The organism is Amycolatopsis sp. lyj-84 (genome assembly GCF_046549075.1).
Classification (GTDB): domain Bacteria; phylum Actinomycetota; class Actinomycetes; order Mycobacteriales; family Pseudonocardiaceae; genus Amycolatopsis.
This window is the reverse complement of record NZ_JAJPWO010000012.1, coordinates 1-17,910: the sequence shown is the minus strand read 5'-3', so window position 1 is coordinate 17,910 and position 17,910 is coordinate 1. Positions and strand designations below refer to the sequence as shown.

Below are 17,910 nucleotides of genomic sequence, written 5' to 3'. Positions count from 1 at the left end.
GCCCAGTCGTCCCCCGACGGCACGAACCACCTGGATCACGAAGCCCATCGAACAGACTTGGGAAACACGCCCTAGGGGAGGAAAAAGACGGTGCTGGTTGAACTGCACGGCCCTGTGCCGGGTAGAACACCGATGGTGAAGGCGGTGGTGGGCTATCACGGCAGAACGACGAATCTCTGGTTGAAACTGGAGCAGGAGAACCCGTTCGGGTCCATCAAGGACAGAGTGGCGTACTCCTTGCTCGGCACGATCTTCGAGACGGGACTGCTCTGCGGTGGGATCATCGAGTCGACGTCCGGAAATCTCGGGATCGCGTTGGCCAGGTACTCCCAGATCTGCGGCGTGGAGTTCACGGCCGTCGTCGACCCGCGGACGTCGCGCATGCTCGTACGGCAGATGCGGAGCGCGGACGCGAAGATCGTGGAAGTGACGAATCCCGACGAGACAGGCGGATTCCTGCTGTCCCGGCTGGCCTACATCCGGGATCGGATGGCGGTCGAGGACACGCTCGTGTGGCCGAACCAGTACGAGAACCCGGCCAACCCTCGTGCGCACACCGAAGGGACGGCACCGGAGATCCACTCCGCCATTCCCTCCGACGATCTCGACGTCTTCCTGGGCGTGTCGACGGGCGGGACCATGCGCGGGTTCACGGACTACGTCACGCGCAACAGGCTGCCGTGGCGTTGTATCGCGGTGGACGAAGTGGGATCGATCGCGCTCGGCGGCCCGCCGGCGACCCGCAGCCTGAACGGAATCGGCGCGAGCCGGAGCTCGTCCTTCGTCTCCGGGCGTGACTGCCCGAACGTGCGGGTGACCGCGCGCGAGGCGGTGGCCGCGTGCGACTGGGTCGCGAGTGAGCTGGGCGTCCGTGTCGGAGGCAGCTCGGGGGCCACCGTGGCAGGGGCGCTGAGATGGATGCGCGAGGGTTTCGGTGCCGAGCACATGGTCGTCGTCTGCCCTGACGGCGGCGAACGGTACGAGGACACGATCTATTCACAGAACTGGCGTCGAGCGAAGGACCTGACCGCGAGAGCGGACCTGGAATTTCCGGAAGTGCGCTCGACGAGTGTCGTGGACAATTCGCTGATTTTGACCTGACGACGGAGGAACGCATGGTTGGCTTTCTCTCTCTCGACGATGTCGACCCCGGCGAGCTGCACGAGATCGTCGGCAGGTCGGTCGACGTGCTCGCCCGGCCGGAGCGGTGGGAACAACGGCTTTCCGGCAAGGTGATCGGAACCTACTTCGCCAAGACTTCAACTCGCACGCGGACCGCGTTCACGACGGCGGCGTTGCGGCTCGGGGCTTCGGTCGTCCCGTACGGCCCCGCCGATCTTCAGCTCAACACCGGGGAGTCCCTGCACGACACCGGCCGGATGTTCGGCGTGATGCTCGACGGCCTGGTCATGCGCACCGCGGGCCCGCTCGAAGACATGCGGCTCGTGGCTCGCAGCGGAGACCTGCCCGTCGTCAACGCGATGGCCGCGCAAGAGCATCCGACCCAGGGCGTTTGCGACGCGGCGTCGATGCTCCGGCACTTCGGCGGTGTGGACGGTTTGTCCGTGCTGTACGTCGGTGAAGGCAACAACACGGCAGTGGCGCTCGGAAAGATCCTGAGCACTTATCGTGGTGTCACGGTGGTTTTCGCCACCCCGAAGGGATACGGGCTCGATGCCACGCTGCTCGGCTCGCTGCAGGAAAAGGCGGCGGCTTCGGGCTCCCGGATCGTCGAGACCCACGACCTGGATGCGGTCGACGTAACGGTCGACGTCGTTTACACGACTCGCTGGCAGACCACTGGTACGGCGAAACCGAGTGCGGATTGGCGGGAGGACTTCCGGCCGTTCTATGTGGACGACGCGGTGATGTCCCGCTGGCCGGACGCGGTCTTCATGCACGACCTGCCGGCGCACCGCGGCGACGAGGTCAAGGGTTCGGTGCTCGATGGAGACCGGTCGATCGCCTGGGAACAGGCGCGGATGAAGTACGGCAGTGCGGTCGCCATTCTGGAATGGGTCTACCGCGATTTCTAAAAGCAGCTTGCAAGTGAACAACGGGGGAGTTTTGACGATACTTACACTTCTTTCTTTCACAGCCGCGGCGGCGGTCGTCGTCATCGTGCCGGGGCCGGACCAGGCGTTGCTGCTCCAGACGAGCGCCGCGTCCGGACGCCCGGCGGCGGTGCGCGCCGCAGGAGGAGTGCTGCTCGGCATCGTCCTGTGGGGTATCGCCTCGGTGGTGGGGTTGTCCGCGCTGCTGGCCAACGGCAGCGTCGCCTTTCTGGTCGTCTCCGTGATCGGCGCGGCTTATCTGATCTGGCTCGGGATCAACGCCTTGCGTTCCGCGATGTCGGCCGCGGCGGGCGCCGCTCCGATACGCGACGCTCGCGGGAGGACGGGGTTCTTCATGCGCGGACTGCTCATGAATTGCCTGAATCCGAAGATCGGCCTGTTCTACCTGTCGATTCTTCCGCAGTTCCTGCCGAGCTCGGCGACGCCCGCCGTGAGCGACGAGCTCGTGCTCTTCGCCATCTACGTCACGGTGAGCGCCCTGTGGTTGTTCGGATTCGCGTTCGCGGCCGGAAGTCTCCATCCGATCCTGAACCGGCCGCGCGTCAAAAGATCGTTGGACTCGGTGGTAGGAGTGATTTTGGTGGGACTAGGCGTCATGGCTCTGGTGGGGGTGTGATGAACGGCCAAGTGGACACACTCGTCGAAACGGGCTGCGCGGTAGGGCGGGCTGTCGACGCCGTCGAGCAGGCCCGGGGCGAGCTGCGAACATCCGGTGACCCCTTGATGGCCGCGGTGGACAGCGCGCTCACCTGCGCGGTTTCCCTGATCGAGCTCCGTGAGCGGGGAACGGACTGCGACATCGACACCTTGCACAAGGCTCTGGCCGCGGCGCGGGCCTTGGTCGGCGAAGTCACCTTCGCCGTTCGCGACAGCTATCCGTGAGCATCCACTGAGGACACTGTCCTCAGTGGATGTTCGCTTTCGCGGTGTCGTAGTCCTCGCGTGCCTTCTGGACGGCACTCAAACGCCGGTCGGTCCACCGGGCGAGGCCGCAGACCTGGTCCGCGGCCTCTTTGCCGATGTCGGTGAGGGAGTAGTCGACCCGGGGCGGGATCACGGGTTTGGCGTCCCGGTGGACCAGGCCGTCGCGTTCCAGAGTTTGGAGTGTCTGGGCGAGCATCTTCTCGCTGACCTTGCCGATCTGACGGCGCAGCTCGTTGAAGCGGTAGGGACGGTCCAGGAGCGCGATGAGGACGAGCGTGCCCCACCGGCTGGTGACGTGTTCCAGCACCAGACGCTGGGGGCACATCGTGTCGCCGCCGGCGAGCCGGACGCGGTCCACGAGCGACATCTCACTTACGTCCATGCCAGTACCTTACTTCAAGGTGGGTACTTCCCAAAGGAGAGTGTGCGGGTCAAGGTTGGGTGAACCGACCTTGAAGGAGAAAGTACGAGCATGAGCATCGTCGTCACCGGCGCCACCGGAAGCCTCGGCCGATTTGTCATCGAGGGCTTGTTGGAGAAGGTCCCGGCCGAACAGATCACCGCTGTCGCCCGCAGCCGGGAGAAAGCGGCCGCCTTCGCTGCCCGCGGCGTGCGGATCGCGATCGCCGACTACAACGACCCTGAGACCTTCGACGACCTGTTCGCCGCAGGCGACAAGGTGCTCCTCATTTCCGGCACCGAGTTCGACAAGGGCCGCGTCGGGCAGCACAAGATCGTCCTCGACGCGGCGCGTGCGGCCGGAGTCGCGCTGTTCGCGTACACCAGCGCGCCCGGCGCTCTGACCGCCACGCTCGCGGACGACCACCGGGGCACCGAGACCGCGATCCTCGAGTCCGGTCTGCCGTACGTGTTCCTGCGCAATGGTTGGTACAACGAGAACTACACCGAGCGGCTCGCTCCCGTGCTCGAGACCTCCACCGTCACCCAGGCCGCCGGCGAAGGCCGCGTCGCCTCCGCTTCCCGGGCCGACTACGCCGCCGCCGCGGTCGCGGTGCTCACCGGTGAGGGCCACGAGAACACGGCGTACGAGCTCAGTGGCGACACCGCCTGGGGCTTCGCCGAGTTCACGGCCGAGTTGAGCAGGCAGACCGGCGGCGAAATCGTCTACCGGCCCGTTTCGGCCGACGCCTTCTCCGACATCCTGACCGGCCACGCCGGGCTCCCCGCGCCGATCGCCGCGCTCCTGACCGGTATGGAGTCGGCCATCGAGAAGGGCGAACTGGCGGGCGCCGACGGCGAACTCGGCCGCCTGATCGGCAGGCCCACCACGCCGATCGCCGACTCGATCGCCCTCGCGCTGAAGGAGTGACCGGGTTGGATATTGAGGGGTAAGTCAACGGTGGCGTGTTCGCGGGCGAGGCTGGCGGTGTCCTTCGTCGCGTCCGATGTCGAGCGGGCGTGTCGCGAAAGCCACTTTCGGGACGTCTGATGTCGCGAAAGTGGCTTTCGCGACATCCTGGGAGACTGGTGTGGCCCGATCGGTGGCTTCTCGGTCGTGAGTGGCGACTCAGCGTGTGCCGGGTGTTGATGGTGAAGGAATCGGGACGTTGAGTGTCCCGATTCCTTCATCGTCGAGGGGCCGAGCCACCCCGCGGACAGCAGCCGAGTGGGGAAGATTCCGGACGTTCAACGTCCCAAATCCTCCCCACTCACCCGCATCGCCATCCAGAACAAGCTCTACAGCCTCACTGAGCTGACATCAGGATCCAGTGGGTAGACAAATACGGGTCCACTAGAACCCGCTTTGCCGCTCACGACCTCCTTTGCAAAGCGCGCATATGGCATCAATCAGACACTTACCCAGCTAAAGTGTCCTATATGGACAGTCAGGGTGCGGCCAGTCCGGCACGACCCGCCCGTGAACGCGCCACGTTTGCCCTACCCCTCAACAACCCTTTCAGCAGCTGAGGTAAGGGGAAACCCAGTCTCCCCAGTCCCCGGCGGAGCCGTCACTCGCGTCGTCCACGGCGAGCGCGAGTACCTGCACACCCGTCACCGGCACGACGAGACGTTGCACGGCGTCCCCGTGCCGCATGTTCCCCGTGGCCTCCAGTTCGACGCCATCACCGAGTACGCGGAACCCGAGCGTCCCGTTCGGCCCGCGGTCGTCGACGCCGACGGTCGCGGTGAACTGCTTGCACTTGCCGCCGAGGTAGTACCGCACCACCGACGGCGCGTGCGCGCCCAGCCCGCCGCGTGTCTCGGTCTTGCCGTTGATCTTGAACGGGTGACCGTTGTCGGTGCTGTCCCGTTCGACCGGGCCGAGGCCGTTCTCCGAGGAGATCCACGGCTGAGTGCTGAGCAACCCGTTGGTATAAGGCGGATTCGGCGCGAGCATGAGCGGCGCCTCGGCCGACGTGGTCGCGGTCCGCGCGCCTTGCGTGGTCGTGTACGTCACGGTGCCCGGCATCTTGAACGGCTGGGTGGCCGTCGAAACCGGGGTCAGCGTCACCGGGGTCTCCCACGTGTTACCCGGTTCGACGGTCTCGGTGGTCGCTTCGGCGGGGCCGTCGAACCGCCACTCCGCGGGGGCGGTCAACCGCAGGTGTGCGCCGGTGATCGGCGTCGAACCGGCGTTGGTGAACTTGACCGTGGCGGTGACCGGCTGGGACGGCGGCACGGAGTCGGGCAGCTCGACGGTCAGCGACGTCCGCGGCGCGGCGGTCGCGTTCGTGGGCCACACGCGCAGCACGGTGGCGGCGTGCCTTCCGACGGTTTCGCGGAGGGCGCCGGTCGTTTCGGTCTCGTCGCCGGTCCACAGGTCGCGCACGCGATACCCGGACGCGGCGGGGAGTCCGGCATCGGCCACGGAGGTGGTGATCGGCGTGGCCAGTTCGCCGCGGTTGAACAGCACCAGCACGGCCGAGCCGTCGGACATCGGTTTCGTCCAGACCTCGGTCCAGCCCGTGTCGCGGACCTTGTGCCCGGCGACACCCGCCCAGTCCTGCTGGACGGCGATGATGTCGGGGTTCTTCATCTCGGCGGCCGGGAGCGTGGTGTCGGCCGCCAGCGCCATGTCGGCCACCAGCGGCGCGTTGAGCACCGCCCACAGCCCGAGCTTGGCCTGGCGCTCCGCGGTGCTGAGGTAGCTGAAAGTGAACGGGCCCGGCATGTTCCAGCCACCCGAGCCCTTGTAGCCGTCCAGCCCGTACTGCTTGTCGAGACTGTCCGTCGAGTACCCGAAGTTGAAGGTCGCGTGCTTGTACGTACGCCAAATCTGCGCGCCGGCGGCCCGTCCCCACAGCCATTGGCTCTGGTCGCGGTCGTAATCGTCGATCTCGAGCGTGATGGGACGTCCGGTGCGCTTGATCGCGTCCGCCATCTTCTTGACCCGAGCGGGCGCGTCGCCGTTGACGCTGTGGCAGGTGTCGTAGCGCAGGTAGTCCGCGCCCCAGTCGGCGAAGGTCTGGGCGTCGAGGTCCTCGTGGTCGAGCGAGCCCGCCGCCTGACGGCTGCAGGTCTTCTCGCCGGTTCCGCTGTAGAGACCGATCTTGAGCCCGCGCGAGTGCACGTAGTCCACCAGCGCCGGGATGCCCGAAGGGAAACTGGCGCGGGCGGTGAGCTTCCCGGCGGCGTCGCGCTCGGCCGCCTGCCAGCAGTCACCCAGCATGACGTACTCGTATCCGGCGTCCCGCAGCCCGGAGGTGACCAGCTGGTCCGCCGCGGCTTTCACGACGTCCTCGGTGAACCGGTTGTAGATGCAGTAGGGATCCCCGGTCGCCCAGGTGATCCCCAGCGGGGGTCTTTCGCCCGGAACCGGATCAGGGGGCGTATCGGCCGCCGCGGGAACGGCGGTCGCCGTCAGGAAAAGTGCGCAGAGCAGTACGAAGAGTCGTCGCATTGGTCCCCTCCAGAAAGCAGACAAGACTCCCAGGATCGCCTTGCCTCGCGACAAAGGTCAAGAGGGATGCGAGGCCGCGGACGGCTTGCGATCCTGGACGCGGCGGGCGATGGTGAGCGCGATCGGCGCGGCGAGCCAGCACAGGTACGCACTGGTGCCCTCGGTCAGGAACGCGACGGGAATGGACAGCCCGAACGCCGCGGCCAGGCAGACACTGCGCGTCAGGCTCTGGGCGAAGACCCGGGGCGGGCCGTCCGGTCCGTACAGGTGTTCGCGGCGGATCTCCCGGATGATCAGCGCGAACGACGCGGAGGCCAGGACCTGCACCATCGCGTAGAAGCCGAACCGGAGCGGGAAGGCGCCGTCGGCGGTGATCACCCGCGTCGCGAACGGCATCAGGACCTGCATGAACAGCCAGGCCAGGGTGAGGCTGATCAGGCGTCCGCTCAGCGAGCGGACGTAGGGGAAGATCTCGTGGTGGGCGCGCCAGTGGGCGGCGATCACCACGAAACCGAGCGCGAAGGCAAGGTATTCCTTGCCGTGGTCCGCCACCGACCCCAGCATGGCGTCGGTGGTGTCGCCGTGCGGGATCGGGAGATCCAGGGCCAGCAAGGTGAGCGCGATCGCGATCACCGCGTCGACGAAGATGGTGAGCCGCTCGGCGGCGGCCGCGCGCGTCTTCCCGGACGTCTCGCCGGGGCCGGTGGGGGTGGTCATGCCGCGACGGGCTGACGGGTGGTGGTCGCGAGGCGCCGGGACCGCACGGCCAGGAAGATCATGACCGCCGGGATCAGGATGTCGGTGACGAGGACTCCGCCGGTGTTGCCGGGGGCGTGGTCACCGTTGGCGAACCACTGGTAGACGTGGCCGACCACGGCTCCCCAGAGGAACATCCCGCCACCGATGCCGATGGTGATGCGTTCGCGCGCCGATGCCGAGGCTGCCCGGAAGCCCAGGAGGGCCATGCCGAGGTTGGCGAAGGCGATTTCGAACAGGAAGGGGGTCCGCTCGAAGCCGATCGCCGTCGCCATGACGTCGGGGAAGACCAGGAAGGCGATCGTCATCCACAGGCTGCCGCAGCCGAAGGCGCCGATGGCCCACCAGCGCTGCCAGATCTCGAGCCGTTCTTCAGAGGACGTGGCGCGGCGTGCGCGGATCGAGGCTCCGATGGCGGGCACCACGACCCAGACCAGCGGGAAGGCGGATTGGGCGAGGTAAGAGAAGTTGTCCATGGGCTCAGTCTTACCTAGTTAATATTAACTCGTCAAGACTCTGGTAAGGTGGGTCACGTGGACGATGGACTCGGAGACTTGCTGCACCGCGTGGTCATGCTGCTGGGCGAAGCGGCCCGCAGGCGCACCGACGACCCCGGCGGTTTGACCTACAGTCAGATACGGCTTCTGGGCACGCTGGAGGAGGTCGAGCCGACGACGCAGCATCGGCTCGCGCAAGCGCTGTCGGTGTCCGATCCGGCGATCAGCCGGGCGTTGCGACCGCTCGAGGCGGAGGGTCTGGTGCAGATCACCGTCGACCCCGAACACGCGCGACGACGGCTGGTCCGCCTCACCGAGGCCGGCCGGAAAGCCTTCCATGCCGCCGGGAAGCCGCTCTACGACGAGTTCCGCGCGGCGCTCGTCGCGGCAGGCTTTCCTTACGACCGCTACCTGGAAGACACCCTTCGACTGGCCGAAATCCTCGCGCCCGACTGAGGGTTCCTCAGTCCGCTTCGGACACCACGTGCCCACCGACGACGGTCAGGTCCGAACGGGTGCCGAGCAGTTCCCGCCCGCTCGCGGTGACCGGGTCGTGGTCGAGGACGGTCAGGTCGGCGAGCCGGCCCGGCGCCAGAGTCCCCTTGCGGCTCTCGGCATGTTCCAGCCACGCCGGGCCGGTCGTCCACAGTCGCAACGCTTCTTCCCGGCTGAGCCATTTCTCTTGCGGGAGCAGGGAAAACGGGTTGGGCCCCGGCTCGCCGGTGAACGTCGCGACCCCGCGTCGCCAGTCCGGCTCGGTCACCGGGGCGTCCGAACTGTCGGCGACCGTCACCCCGTGGTCGAGCAGCGTCCGCGCGGGGAACGACTCCTGCCAGCGGTCTTCGCCCACGATCCGGACCATCGACGGACCGCTGAACGTCCGCATGAGCGAGCTGGTGATCACGCCGGTCCCGGTGCGGGCCAGGCGTTCGTGCACTTCCGGCGAAAGGAAGGTGCCGTGGATGAGCACGTGCCGCGCGTCCGGCCACGGGTCGGCGGCCGCGGCGGCCTCGATGGCGTCGACCACGGCGTCGGCCGCGCGATCGCCGGTCACGTGGACCTGCACGCGCACCCGGCGCCGGTGGGCGACGGCGATCAGTTCATGCAGTTCCCGTACCTGTTCCGGATCGCCGGACCCGGCCGTGACGAGACTTCCGTGCCCGCCATCGGGATACGGCCGGTGCATCCAGGCCGTGCAGTGCGTCGGGACGCCGTCGGCGAACAGCTTGATCCCGCCGATGCGCAGCAGGTCGTCCCCGGTATCGAGGTCCGTACCGTCCAATGCCCGGGCCAAGTCGGCCGCCGAAGTCGTGGGAGACGGCCAGTTCCAGTGCAGCAGCGCGGTGACCCGCAGCGTCATCCGGCCCGCCGCGTGCAGCTCCCGGTAGTCCTGCCACAAACCGGGCGGAACGATCGGATCGGTGACGCTGGTGACGCCCAGCCGGTTCAGCCGGGCCATCGTGCGCGCGGTCGCGTCCAGCCGTTCGTCCCGGGTCGGCTGCGGGAGCAACCCGGCCACGAGTTCCTGCGCGCTTTCCAGGAGCACTCCGGTCGGCTCCCCGGCGGCGTCCCGGACGATCTCTCCCGCCGTGGGATCCGGTGTCGCCGCGGTGATCCCGGCCCGCTCCAGCGCGGCGCTGTTGACCCAGATCGAATGGGACGAGGCGTGGTGCAGCACCGCGGGCCGGGTCCCGGTCGCGTCGTCGAGCCACTCTCGTGACGGTGCGGCCCGGCCGTCGGCGAACTCGGTGATGGTGGTCTCACGCCAGCCGCGGCCGACGATCCATTCACCCGGTGGCGCGGCCTCCAGCGCCCGCCGGACCTCGGCGAGGCTCGCCGCGGCCGCGAGGTTCACGCAGAACTCCGGTCCGGCCAGGGCATACCAGGCCAGATGCAGATGCGCGTCGTTGATCCCCGGCAGGACAGTGCGTCCCCGCAGATCGATCGACAGCGTGCCGGGGGCGGCCGCGGCGGAGACGGTGTCGTCGTCCCCGACCGCGACCACGCGGCCGCCGGAAAGCAGGATCGCCGTGGCGTTCCCGGGTTCGGCGTCGAAGGTGCGCACGAGACCGCCGTGCAGGAGCAGATCGGAGGTCATACCGCCGCCTTTTCCACGGCGGGGACGGCCGCCTGATGTTCCGGATGCCAGGCCACGGTCACGTCGTCCCCGGGACGGTGTTCGTGTGCCGCGCCCGCGGCCAGCACCGCGCAACCACGCGCGCCGTCGGCGTACCGCAGCCAGATCCGGCTGTGGTCGCCCACGTAGACGATGTCGGTGACCTGGGCGCTGACCCGCTGATGCCCGGACGGCACCGGTTCGGCCCGGGTGTACAGGGTCAGCCGCTCCGGCCGCACGATGGTGACTTCGCCGGGCGTGAGGGACAGGGCGTTGGACTCGCCGACGAACTGCGCGACGAACAACGTTTCCGGGCGCTCGTAAAGGTCTTCGGGCGTGCCGACCTGTTCGATCCGGCCCTCGTTGAACACCGCGATCCGGTCGGACAGGGTGAGTGCCTCCTGCTGGTCGTGGGTGACGAACAGGAACGTCATGCCCAGCTCGCGGTGCATCCGGGCGATCTCGCGCTGCAGCTGGTCGCGCAGCTTCTTGTCGAGGGCGCCCAGCGGCTCGTCCATCAGCAGCGCCCGGGGCTGGTAGACCACGGCGCGGGCCAGCGCGACCCGTTGCTGCTGACCGCCGGAAAGCTGACGGGGCAACCGGTCCCGGACCGCGGACAAGCCGACCATCTCCAGCACCTCGGTGACCCGGCGGTCGATCTCCGCCTTCGGCCGTTTGCGCTGGGTGAGCCCGAACGCGACGTTGCGGGCGACCGACATGTGCGGGAACAGGGCGTACTGCTGGAACACCACCCCGAGATCGCGCCGGTGCGGTTTGAGCCGGGAGATCTCCTGGCCGTCCAGGGTGATCGACCCCTCGGTGAGCGGGGTGAAGCCGGCGATCATCGACAGCATCGTCGTCTTGCCCGAACCCGACGGGCCGAGGAAGGTCATGAACTCGCCGTCGGCGATGTGCAGCGAGACGTCGTCCACGGCGGGACGGTCGACACCGGCGTACGCCTTGGTCACGTTGGCGGTGGTGATACCGCGGTGGTCGTCAGTCATGGTGGCTCCGTCGGCGCAGGAACGTGGGCACGAACAGCAGGATCGTGGTGAACACGACGATCAGGCTCGACGCCGCGGCGATGGTGGGGTCGATCTCGAGGACGATCGACTCGTACATCTTCACCGGCAGGGTCTTGATGGCGGGCGTCTGCAGGAAGAGGGCGACCACGACCTCGTCGAAGGAGGTCGCGAAGGCGAACACGAAACCCGACAGCACGCCGGGAGCGATGATCGGCAGCACGACCGTGCGCAGCGTCGTGAGCTTCGGCGCGCCGAGACTCGCCGCGGCCTTCTCCACGACCGGGTCGTACCCGGCGAGACTGGTCTGCACGGAGGTCAGCACGAACGGCACGCCCAGCACGGCGTGCGCCAGCACGAAACCGAGCATCGTCCCGTTGAGCTGCCAGCGCAGGAAGACCCCGTAGACGGCGACCGCGACGACGATCCCGGGCAGGATCATCGGCGCCATCAGCAGTTGCCGTACGACGCCGCGGCCGCGGAACCGCGCGCGGTCGAGACCGAACGCGGCCGCCACCCCGACGACCGTCGCGAGCACCGCCGCCAGCAGGCCGACCTGGACCGAGTTGCCCAGCGCGGCGAGCCACTGCTTGCTGCCGAAGAACTCGCCGTACCAGCGCCACGACCAGTCGTCGGGCGGGAACTGGAAGGTCGAGCCCGCGCCGAAGCTCATCGGGATCACGACGAGGGTGGGCGCGACGAGCACGAACCCGACGACGGCGACCCACGCGCGCAGTCCCCAGCCGAGCGTTCGTTGCCGGAGCGCGGCCCTGGAAATGGACGGTTTGTCAGCCACGGTCGGCACCTCCCGCCGCGCTGGTACCCAGCGGTGCGGCCACCCGGCTGAGCACGGCCAGCACCACGAGCGTGACGACCAGCAGGATCGCCCCGAGCGCGCCGGCCCCGGCGAAGTCGAGCAGGTCGTTGACCTGGGTCCCGATCACCTGCGCGGCCAGCGCTTGCTGCGGCGTGCCGAGCAGTGCCGGGGTGATGTAGAAGCCGAGAGACATGATGAACACCACCGACACTCCCGCCAGGACTCCCGGCATCGACAGCGGCACGTACACCCGCAGGAAGGCGACCGGACGGGAAGCGCCGAGGCTGCCGGCGGCGTGGAGCAGGCTGCGGTCGATCCCGGTCATGGAACTGTGCAGCGGCAGCACCATGAACGGCAGCATCACCTGCACCATCGCGACGGTCACCCCGGCCACCGAACCCAGGAGCACCACTCCGTCGAAGCCGATCGAAGCGAGCACCTTCTCGATCACGCCGCCTCGCTGTTCGAGGACGTACCAAGCGAAGTTGCGGGCCATCACGCTGGTCCAGAACGGCATCAGGACCAGCAGCGTCAGGACCGTGCGGGCCCGGCGCCCGACCAGGGTCATCGCGTAGGCGTAGGGATAGGCGACGACCAGGGTGGCGACGGTGATGATCAGCGCGGTCCGCAAGGTCCGGAGCAGCACCCGGATCTGCACCTCGTCCCCGAGGACGGCCAGGTAGTTGCCGACGCCGAAATCGGGTTCGGTGAAGCTGCGCCAGAGGATCGCGGCGAGCGGATAGAAGAAGAACACGAGCACCACCGCCGCGGCGGGGAACAGCAGCCAGGCCACGGAAGCGGGCCGCCTCGTTCTCAGGACGGTGATCATCCGGTCCTCCAGTCCGACCAGGCCTTGACGAGCCTGGTGCGGTTCGCCGCCCACCAGCGCACGTCACTGAGCACCCGCAGGTCCTCCTTGCCCTCTCCCCAGATGTCGAGTTCCCGGCCGATCGCCGTGGCCAGCGGGGGTGCGGCGGTGTTCGCGGGCCCGACGCCCGCACTGGCCGCGAAGGCCGCCGCCTGCGCCGGTTCCGAGGCGAACCGGATCAGCCGCTTGGCCTCGTCCGCGCGCGGTGTCCCCTTGGGTACGACGAGCACGTCCCAGGTCACCGGGACGGGGATGCCGGGCACCACCTTCCAGTGGGTCGCCCCGGCTTTCAGCAGCGAGAACGCGCGGGCGCTGACGATGAGCGCCATGTCCGCCTGCCCGCCCGCCATCCGCTGCTGCTGGTCGCCGTAGGTGCTGGTGATGGTGAGTAACGGCCGGATCCGGTCGTACATCGACAGCGCGCGGGGGACGTCGAGCGGGTACAGCGCGTCGCGCGGGACTCCGTCGGCCAGCAGGGCGGCCTCGATCGTGCCCACACTCGGGTCGCCGCCGTAGATGATCCGCCGTCCGGGGAACTTCCGGGGATCGAAGAAGTCGGCCATGCGGGTCGGCGGGTGGTCGCCGTAGACCTTGGTGTCGTACATCAGCATCATGCCGAAAAAGGCGTCCGGCACCCCGCAGTCGGTCAGCGACCCCTTCGGGAAACCCGCCGCCAGCGGTCCCATGTCGATCGGTTCGAGCAGGCTGCCGCAGACCGCGGCGGCCGCGGAGGCGTCGGTGTCCACGACGTCCCAGGTGACCTTGCCCGCCTCGACCATCGCCTTCAGCTTGGCGTTGCTCGACGGGCCGTCGATCGTGACCGTGGTCCCGGTCCGCTTCTCGTACGGGTCGAGCCACGCCGAGCGCTGTCCCGCCTGATAAGCGCCCTGGCCGTAGGAGACGAACACGAGCGAATTCGGGCCGCCCTCGGAAATGGCGCATCCGGTGGCGACGAGGGGAACGGTCAGCGCGGCGGACAGCAGCGTCGGTATCCGGCGTCTCATGGGTTCTCCTCAGCTCGCCGCGGCCGCAACGTGGCGGCACAGGACGTCGGCCAGGGTGTCGATCTGCTCCTCGGTGATGACCAGCGGAGGGGACAGCACGATGCTGGTGCCGGAGGCGCGGACCACCACGCCGTCCGCGCGGCAGCCGGACTGCACCGACGCCGTCGGCACGTCGGTGAATTCGATGCCGAGCATCAGGCCGACCCCGCGGACCTCGCGCACGTGGGGGAGTTCGGTGAGCGGGTCGAGCCGCGCGCGCAGCCGGGCGCCGAGGACACGGGCGCGTTCGAGCAGGTTCTCCCGCTCGATGATGTCGAGGTTCGCCAGCGCGACCGCGGCGCCGACGGGATGGCCGTTGTAGGTGAAACCGTGCAGGAACGTGGCGCCGTCGGCGAGGTCGAGCACCCTGCGGCCGATGAGCACCGCTCCCATCGGGACGTAGCCGCTGGTGATGCCCTTCGCGGTGACGATCATGTCCGGCTCGATGCCGAAGTGCTGACTGCCGAACCACTGTCCCGTCCGGCCGAAGGCGGTCACGATCTCGTCGACGATGAGCAGGATCCCGTTGCGGCGCAACACTTCCTGCACGCGGGGCCAGTACCCGTCCGGCGGCGGCACCATCCCGCCGACACCCAGCACCGGTTCGCCGATGAACGCGGCGATGCGGTGCGCGCCGATCTCGGCGATGCGCTGTTCCAGCTCCGCGACGAGCACGTCCGTCGCGTCCGGGCCGTACTCGATGGCGTGGGGCTTTCCCAGCCATTCGATGTCGGGCAGCAGCGGGCCGAACCCGGCGCGCAGGCCCTCGATCCCGGTGGCGGCGAGCGAGGCGCCGCCCATGCCGTGGTAACCGCCGGTCCGGGCCAGTACCACCGTCCGCTCCGGGGACCCGGCGTGGTGAAAGGCGAGGCGCGCGAGCTTGATCGCGGTCTCGTTGCCTTCCGAACCGCCGTTGGTGAGGAACACGCGTTCCAGTCCGGCGGGTGCGAGCGACAACAGCCGTTCGGCGAGGCGGATGGACGGCGCGTTCGAGTAGTCACCGAAGGACGAGTAGAACTCCAGCCGTCGGATCTGCTCGGCGGCGACGTCGGCGAGCTCGGTGCGGCCGTGGCCGACCGGGCACTGCCACAGCCCGCAGGTGCCGTCGATGTACCGGCGGCCTTCGGTGTCCCACAGCAGGGCGCCCTCACCACGGTCGAGGATGAGCGGTTCGGCCGGGGCGCCGATCGTGGTGTGCGGGTGGACGAGGGTGCGCCGGTCGAGAGCGGCGAGCTCGGTGGTGCTGGTCATGAAGGTCCTTTCTTTGCCCGGGCGCGCTCAGAACCGCAGCGCCACGGCCTTCGTCTCGGTGTAGGCCTCGATGCCTTCGGCGCCGCCTTCGCGTTCCTGGCCGGAGTTCTTCTGACCGCCGAAGGGCAGTTCCGGGCGGACCGGGGCCGGGTCGTTGACCCCGATCACGCCGAAGTCCAAGCGGTCGAGCGCCCGCCAGACACGGCGCAGGTCGCAGCCGAACAGGTAGGCGGCGAGCCCGTAGTCCGTGGCGTTGGCCAGGGCGATCGCCTCGTCGTCGTCGGTGAACGTGGCGACGGCGAGCACCGGGCCGAACGTCTCTTCGCGGCTGATGAGCATGTCCGCGGTGACGCCGGTCAGCACCGTCGGCCGGAACCAGTGGCCGCGCAGCGCCGGGTCGCCGGACTCCCAGCGGCCACCGCCGATCAGGACCCGGGCGCCCTTGGCCACGGCGTCGGCGACCTGGTTCTCGACCTTCGCGAGCCCGGCCTCGTCGATCAACGGACCGACTGTGGTGCCTTCGGCGTCTCCGCGTCCGACGCGCAGCGCGGCCGTCTTCTTCTCGATCAGCGCGAGCAGGTCGTCTCGTACGCTTTCGTGGACGTAAAGCCGGTTCACGGCCGTGCAGCTTTGGCCCGCGTTGAAGAACTTCGCGGTGACCACGCCGGTGGCGGCCGCTTCGAGATCCGCGTCGGCGAAGACGATCGCGGGGGAGTGCCCGCCCATTTCGAGCGACGTGCGGCGAAGCGTGTCGCCGGTCTGGCGCAGCAGGCCGAGGCCGACCTCGGTCGATCCGGTGAAGGAGACCTTGCGCAGCCTGCGATCGGCAAGCAGCGCTCCGACGAGTTCCGCGGGGCGGCTCGTGGTCAGGGATTGCAGCACGCCCGCGGGAAGGCCGGTCGCCTGCAGGATGTCGAGCAGCGCGGTGGCGATGAGCGGTGTCTGTTCGGCCGGTTTGGCGATCACCGGGCAGCCCGCGGCCAGGGCGAGGCCGACCTTGCGCAGCAGCATGCTCGCCGGGAAGTTCCACGGCGTGATCGCGAGGACCGGCCCGACGGGGGAGCGCAGCACCAGGCCGGGGCCCGCCGCGGAGGCGGGGGTGACCCGGCCGTAGGCGCGGCGTCCCTCTTCCGCGGCCCACTCCAGCATCCGCGCCCCGCTCGCGAGTTCGCCCGCGGCCTCGGTGAGGGGTTTGCCGTTCTCCCGGCTCAGCAGCGAGGCGAGTTCACCTTGGCGTGCCCGGATTTCCGCCGCCGCGGCGCGAAGGTGACCACCGCGGGTCTCCGGATCGGTGTCCGCCCAGCCGCGAGCGGCGGCGGCCGCGGCGTCGAGCGCGGCGAGAGCGTGGGTGGGGTCCGCGTCGGCTGCCTGGCCGAGGACGTCGAGGCTCGCGGGGTCCACGACGTCGAACGTCGCCGGGGCGGAAAGCCGGCGACCGTCGATCAACAGGGTCGCGGCAGCGGTGTCGGGCATCGGAAGGCCTTTCGCTTCAGGGATACGCCGAGTCTGACTCCCGAGTGTTGATTAAGTCAACACCTAATCGGTTTCGAAAGTCTGAAAAGGACAGTCGGGAGTTGTTTCCCTGTAACGAAAAACGGCAGTACTTTGGCCCGGTGTCACGCGGGGTGCGTGTCACCGGGCGGCAGTACTGCCGGTCTTAGCCGTGCTTTGCCAGGATGGTGTGCAGGGCTTCGAGTGCCGGGCCGGGGTCGACTTCCGGGTCCGCCACCTGGTGCAGGAACATTCCGTCGAGGGCGTAGAAAACGAGCTGCGCGAACCCGTCGTCGGCGGTCAGTTCTTTGCCGACGGCGTCGAGGTATCCGCGGTAGAGCCGTCGGACCACCGGCCGCAACTCCGGTCGCCGTGCGGACTCGACGACCAGTTGGTACTGGAAGATCTGGATCTCCGCGCTGTCCTGGTATCGCTTCCGGACTTCCTCGCCGTCGGCGAACACTCCGGTGCGGGCGCCGATCAGGCCGTTCTCCGCGCTCTCTTCGAGTACCCAGTCCAATGAGGACTGGAGGAGATCGTCGATGGACGAGAAATGGTGCTGGACCGCGCCTGTGGTGCAGTCGGCCGCTTTCGCGACCGCGCGGTAGGTGAGGCCGCGGAGTCCTTCCCGTGCCACGACTTCGACCGCGGCGCGCTGGAGTGCCCGCTTCATTCCCGGAACCTCCTTGCGCGTCTGAGGGCTTGTGGGAGGAGGCTACATTACAGATGTAATGTCGCGCTACCGGCGGGACAGGCTTCACGTACTTCAAACCGGGCAGGCGGGCCGGTACCGGGTCGGTCACGTTGGTCGTGAGTGGCGATTCGGGTTAGTGCCGAAGGGGTCTTAAGTACCTGCTGTTTGTGGCTGGAGTTGGTTGCAGGTCCGTGAAGGCCTCCTTGCCTACCCTGAAGGTAGGGAAGGAGGCCTTCACGGACTACGTGATCGCCCTCCGCAGCCTCGGGCGGCGGCGCCAGCCCAGCAGTCACGGGCGGCGGCGCGCAAAGGTCCCTTTCCCGAGTACATGAAGGCCCCCTTCCTGTACCTAGGCGCAAGGAAGGGGGCCTTCATGTACTGCGGGGGCGAGCCAGGGCGGCAGTGGCGTGGCAGGCGTTGCAAGGGCCTCGCCAGCCAGCCCGGGTGTCGCGAAAGCCACTTTCGGGACGTCTGATGTCCCGAAAGTGGCTTTC

Annotated in this window: 18 protein-coding genes; 6 read left to right on the top strand and 12 right to left on the bottom strand. The window is 68.5% G+C overall.

Annotation, left to right across the window (positions count from 1 at the left end):
- Nucleotides 1-90 precede the first annotated feature (90 nt).
- Genes ACLJRM_RS31300 through ACLJRM_RS31285 form a run of 4 tightly spaced genes read left to right on the top strand, consistent with a single transcriptional unit; the run spans nt 91 to nt 2,957 of the window.
- Nucleotides 91-1,101 carry a pyridoxal-phosphate dependent enzyme gene (locus ACLJRM_RS31300; protein WP_369862465.1) on the top strand — a complete coding sequence of 337 codons (1,011 nt, stop codon included), beginning with the start codon at nt 91-93 and terminating at the stop codon, nt 1,099-1,101.
- Nucleotides 1,102-1,115: 14 nt separating this feature from the next.
- A complete protein-coding gene (locus ACLJRM_RS31295; protein WP_101607121.1) occupies nt 1,116-2,036 on the top strand; it encodes an ornithine carbamoyltransferase in 921 nt (306 codons plus the stop codon).
- Between the two features lie 13 nt (nt 2,037-2,049).
- The gene (locus tag ACLJRM_RS31290) at nt 2,050-2,691 is read left to right on the top strand and encodes a LysE family translocator (RefSeq protein WP_410665098.1); all 642 of its coding nucleotides are present in this window, start codon (nt 2,050-2,052) and stop codon (nt 2,689-2,691) included.
- On the top strand, nt 2,691-2,957 hold the full coding sequence (locus tag ACLJRM_RS31285) for a hypothetical protein (RefSeq protein WP_101607123.1): 267 nt from the start codon (nt 2,691-2,693) through the stop codon (nt 2,955-2,957). The genes ACLJRM_RS31290 and ACLJRM_RS31285 overlap by 1 nt, the downstream gene beginning before the upstream one ends.
- A 22-nt stretch (nt 2,958-2,979) precedes the next feature.
- Here ACLJRM_RS31285 and ACLJRM_RS31280 read toward each other — a convergent pair whose 3' ends face one another.
- On the bottom strand, nt 2,980-3,381 hold the full coding sequence (locus tag ACLJRM_RS31280; protein WP_101607124.1) for a winged helix-turn-helix transcriptional regulator: 402 nt from the start codon (nt 3,379-3,381) through the stop codon (nt 2,980-2,982).
- Between the two features lie 90 nt (nt 3,382-3,471).
- Here ACLJRM_RS31280 and ACLJRM_RS31275 point away from each other — a divergent pair, with 90 nt between their 5' ends.
- A complete protein-coding gene (locus tag ACLJRM_RS31275; protein ID WP_410665097.1) occupies nt 3,472-4,329 on the top strand; it encodes an SDR family oxidoreductase in 858 nt (285 codons plus the stop codon).
- A 588-nt stretch (nt 4,330-4,917) separates the two neighbouring features.
- Here ACLJRM_RS31275 and ACLJRM_RS31270 read toward each other — a convergent pair.
- Genes ACLJRM_RS31270 through ACLJRM_RS31260 form a run of 3 tightly spaced genes read right to left on the bottom strand, consistent with a single transcriptional unit; the run spans nt 4,918 to nt 8,093 of the window.
- Nucleotides 4,918-6,861 (bottom strand): NPCBM/NEW2 domain-containing protein, encoded by a 1,944-nt coding sequence (locus ACLJRM_RS31270; protein ID WP_410665096.1) that lies wholly within the window; start codon nt 6,859-6,861, stop codon nt 4,918-4,920.
- Between the two features lie 57 nt (nt 6,862-6,918).
- Nucleotides 6,919-7,578, bottom strand: coding sequence for a TMEM175 family protein (locus ACLJRM_RS31265; RefSeq protein ID WP_410665095.1), 660 nt, complete (start codon nt 7,576-7,578; stop codon nt 6,919-6,921).
- Nucleotides 7,575-8,093 carry a DUF6790 family protein gene (locus ACLJRM_RS31260; protein WP_410665094.1) on the bottom strand — a complete coding sequence of 173 codons (519 nt, stop codon included), beginning with the start codon at nt 8,091-8,093 and terminating at the stop codon, nt 7,575-7,577. The genes ACLJRM_RS31265 and ACLJRM_RS31260 overlap by 4 nt, the downstream gene beginning before the upstream one ends.
- A gap of 57 nt (nt 8,094-8,150) precedes the next feature.
- Here ACLJRM_RS31260 and ACLJRM_RS31255 point away from each other — a divergent pair, with 57 nt between their 5' ends.
- Entirely contained in the window at nt 8,151-8,570 is a 420-nt protein-coding gene (locus ACLJRM_RS31255; RefSeq protein WP_410665093.1) for a MarR family winged helix-turn-helix transcriptional regulator, read from the top strand.
- Nucleotides 8,571-8,577: 7 nt separating this feature from the next.
- Here the strand turns inward: ACLJRM_RS31255 and ACLJRM_RS31250 are convergent, their stop codons facing one another.
- The 8 genes from ACLJRM_RS31250 to ACLJRM_RS31215 all read right to left on the bottom strand — a co-directional run bounded on the left by ACLJRM_RS31250 (nt 8,578) and on the right by ACLJRM_RS31215 (nt 17,395).
- Entirely contained in the window at nt 8,578-10,212 is a 1,635-nt protein-coding gene (locus tag ACLJRM_RS31250) for an amidohydrolase (protein WP_410665092.1), read from the bottom strand.
- Complete coding sequence (locus tag ACLJRM_RS31245; protein WP_410665091.1) at nt 10,209-11,234, bottom strand: ABC transporter ATP-binding protein; 1,026 nt, start codon at nt 11,232-11,234, stop codon at nt 10,209-10,211. The genes ACLJRM_RS31250 and ACLJRM_RS31245 overlap by 4 nt, the downstream gene beginning before the upstream one ends.
- Entirely contained in the window at nt 11,227-12,048 is an 822-nt protein-coding gene (locus ACLJRM_RS31240) for an ABC transporter permease (protein ID WP_410665090.1), read from the bottom strand. The genes ACLJRM_RS31245 and ACLJRM_RS31240 overlap by 8 nt, the downstream gene beginning before the upstream one ends.
- Entirely contained in the window at nt 12,041-12,898 is an 858-nt protein-coding gene (locus ACLJRM_RS31235; RefSeq protein ID WP_410665089.1) for an ABC transporter permease, read from the bottom strand. Before ACLJRM_RS31235 ends, ACLJRM_RS31240 begins: the two co-directional genes overlap by 8 nt.
- Nucleotides 12,895-13,941 (bottom strand): extracellular solute-binding protein, encoded by a 1,047-nt coding sequence (locus tag ACLJRM_RS31230; protein WP_101607134.1) that lies wholly within the window; start codon nt 13,939-13,941, stop codon nt 12,895-12,897. The genes ACLJRM_RS31235 and ACLJRM_RS31230 overlap by 4 nt, the downstream gene beginning before the upstream one ends.
- Nucleotides 13,942-13,950: 9 nt before the next feature.
- Nucleotides 13,951-15,231: an aspartate aminotransferase family protein gene (locus tag ACLJRM_RS31225; protein ID WP_410665088.1), complete on the bottom strand. Its 1,281-nt coding sequence runs from the start codon at nt 15,229-15,231 to the stop codon at nt 13,951-13,953.
- A gap of 27 nt (nt 15,232-15,258) precedes the next feature.
- Nucleotides 15,259-16,704: an NAD-dependent succinate-semialdehyde dehydrogenase gene (locus ACLJRM_RS31220; RefSeq protein ID WP_410665087.1), complete on the bottom strand. Its 1,446-nt coding sequence runs from the start codon at nt 16,702-16,704 to the stop codon at nt 15,259-15,261.
- 184 nt (nt 16,705-16,888) lie between these two features.
- Nucleotides 16,889-17,395, bottom strand: coding sequence for a TetR/AcrR family transcriptional regulator (locus tag ACLJRM_RS31215; RefSeq protein ID WP_410665086.1), 507 nt, complete (start codon nt 17,393-17,395; stop codon nt 16,889-16,891).
- Nucleotides 17,396-17,910 lie beyond the last annotated feature (515 nt).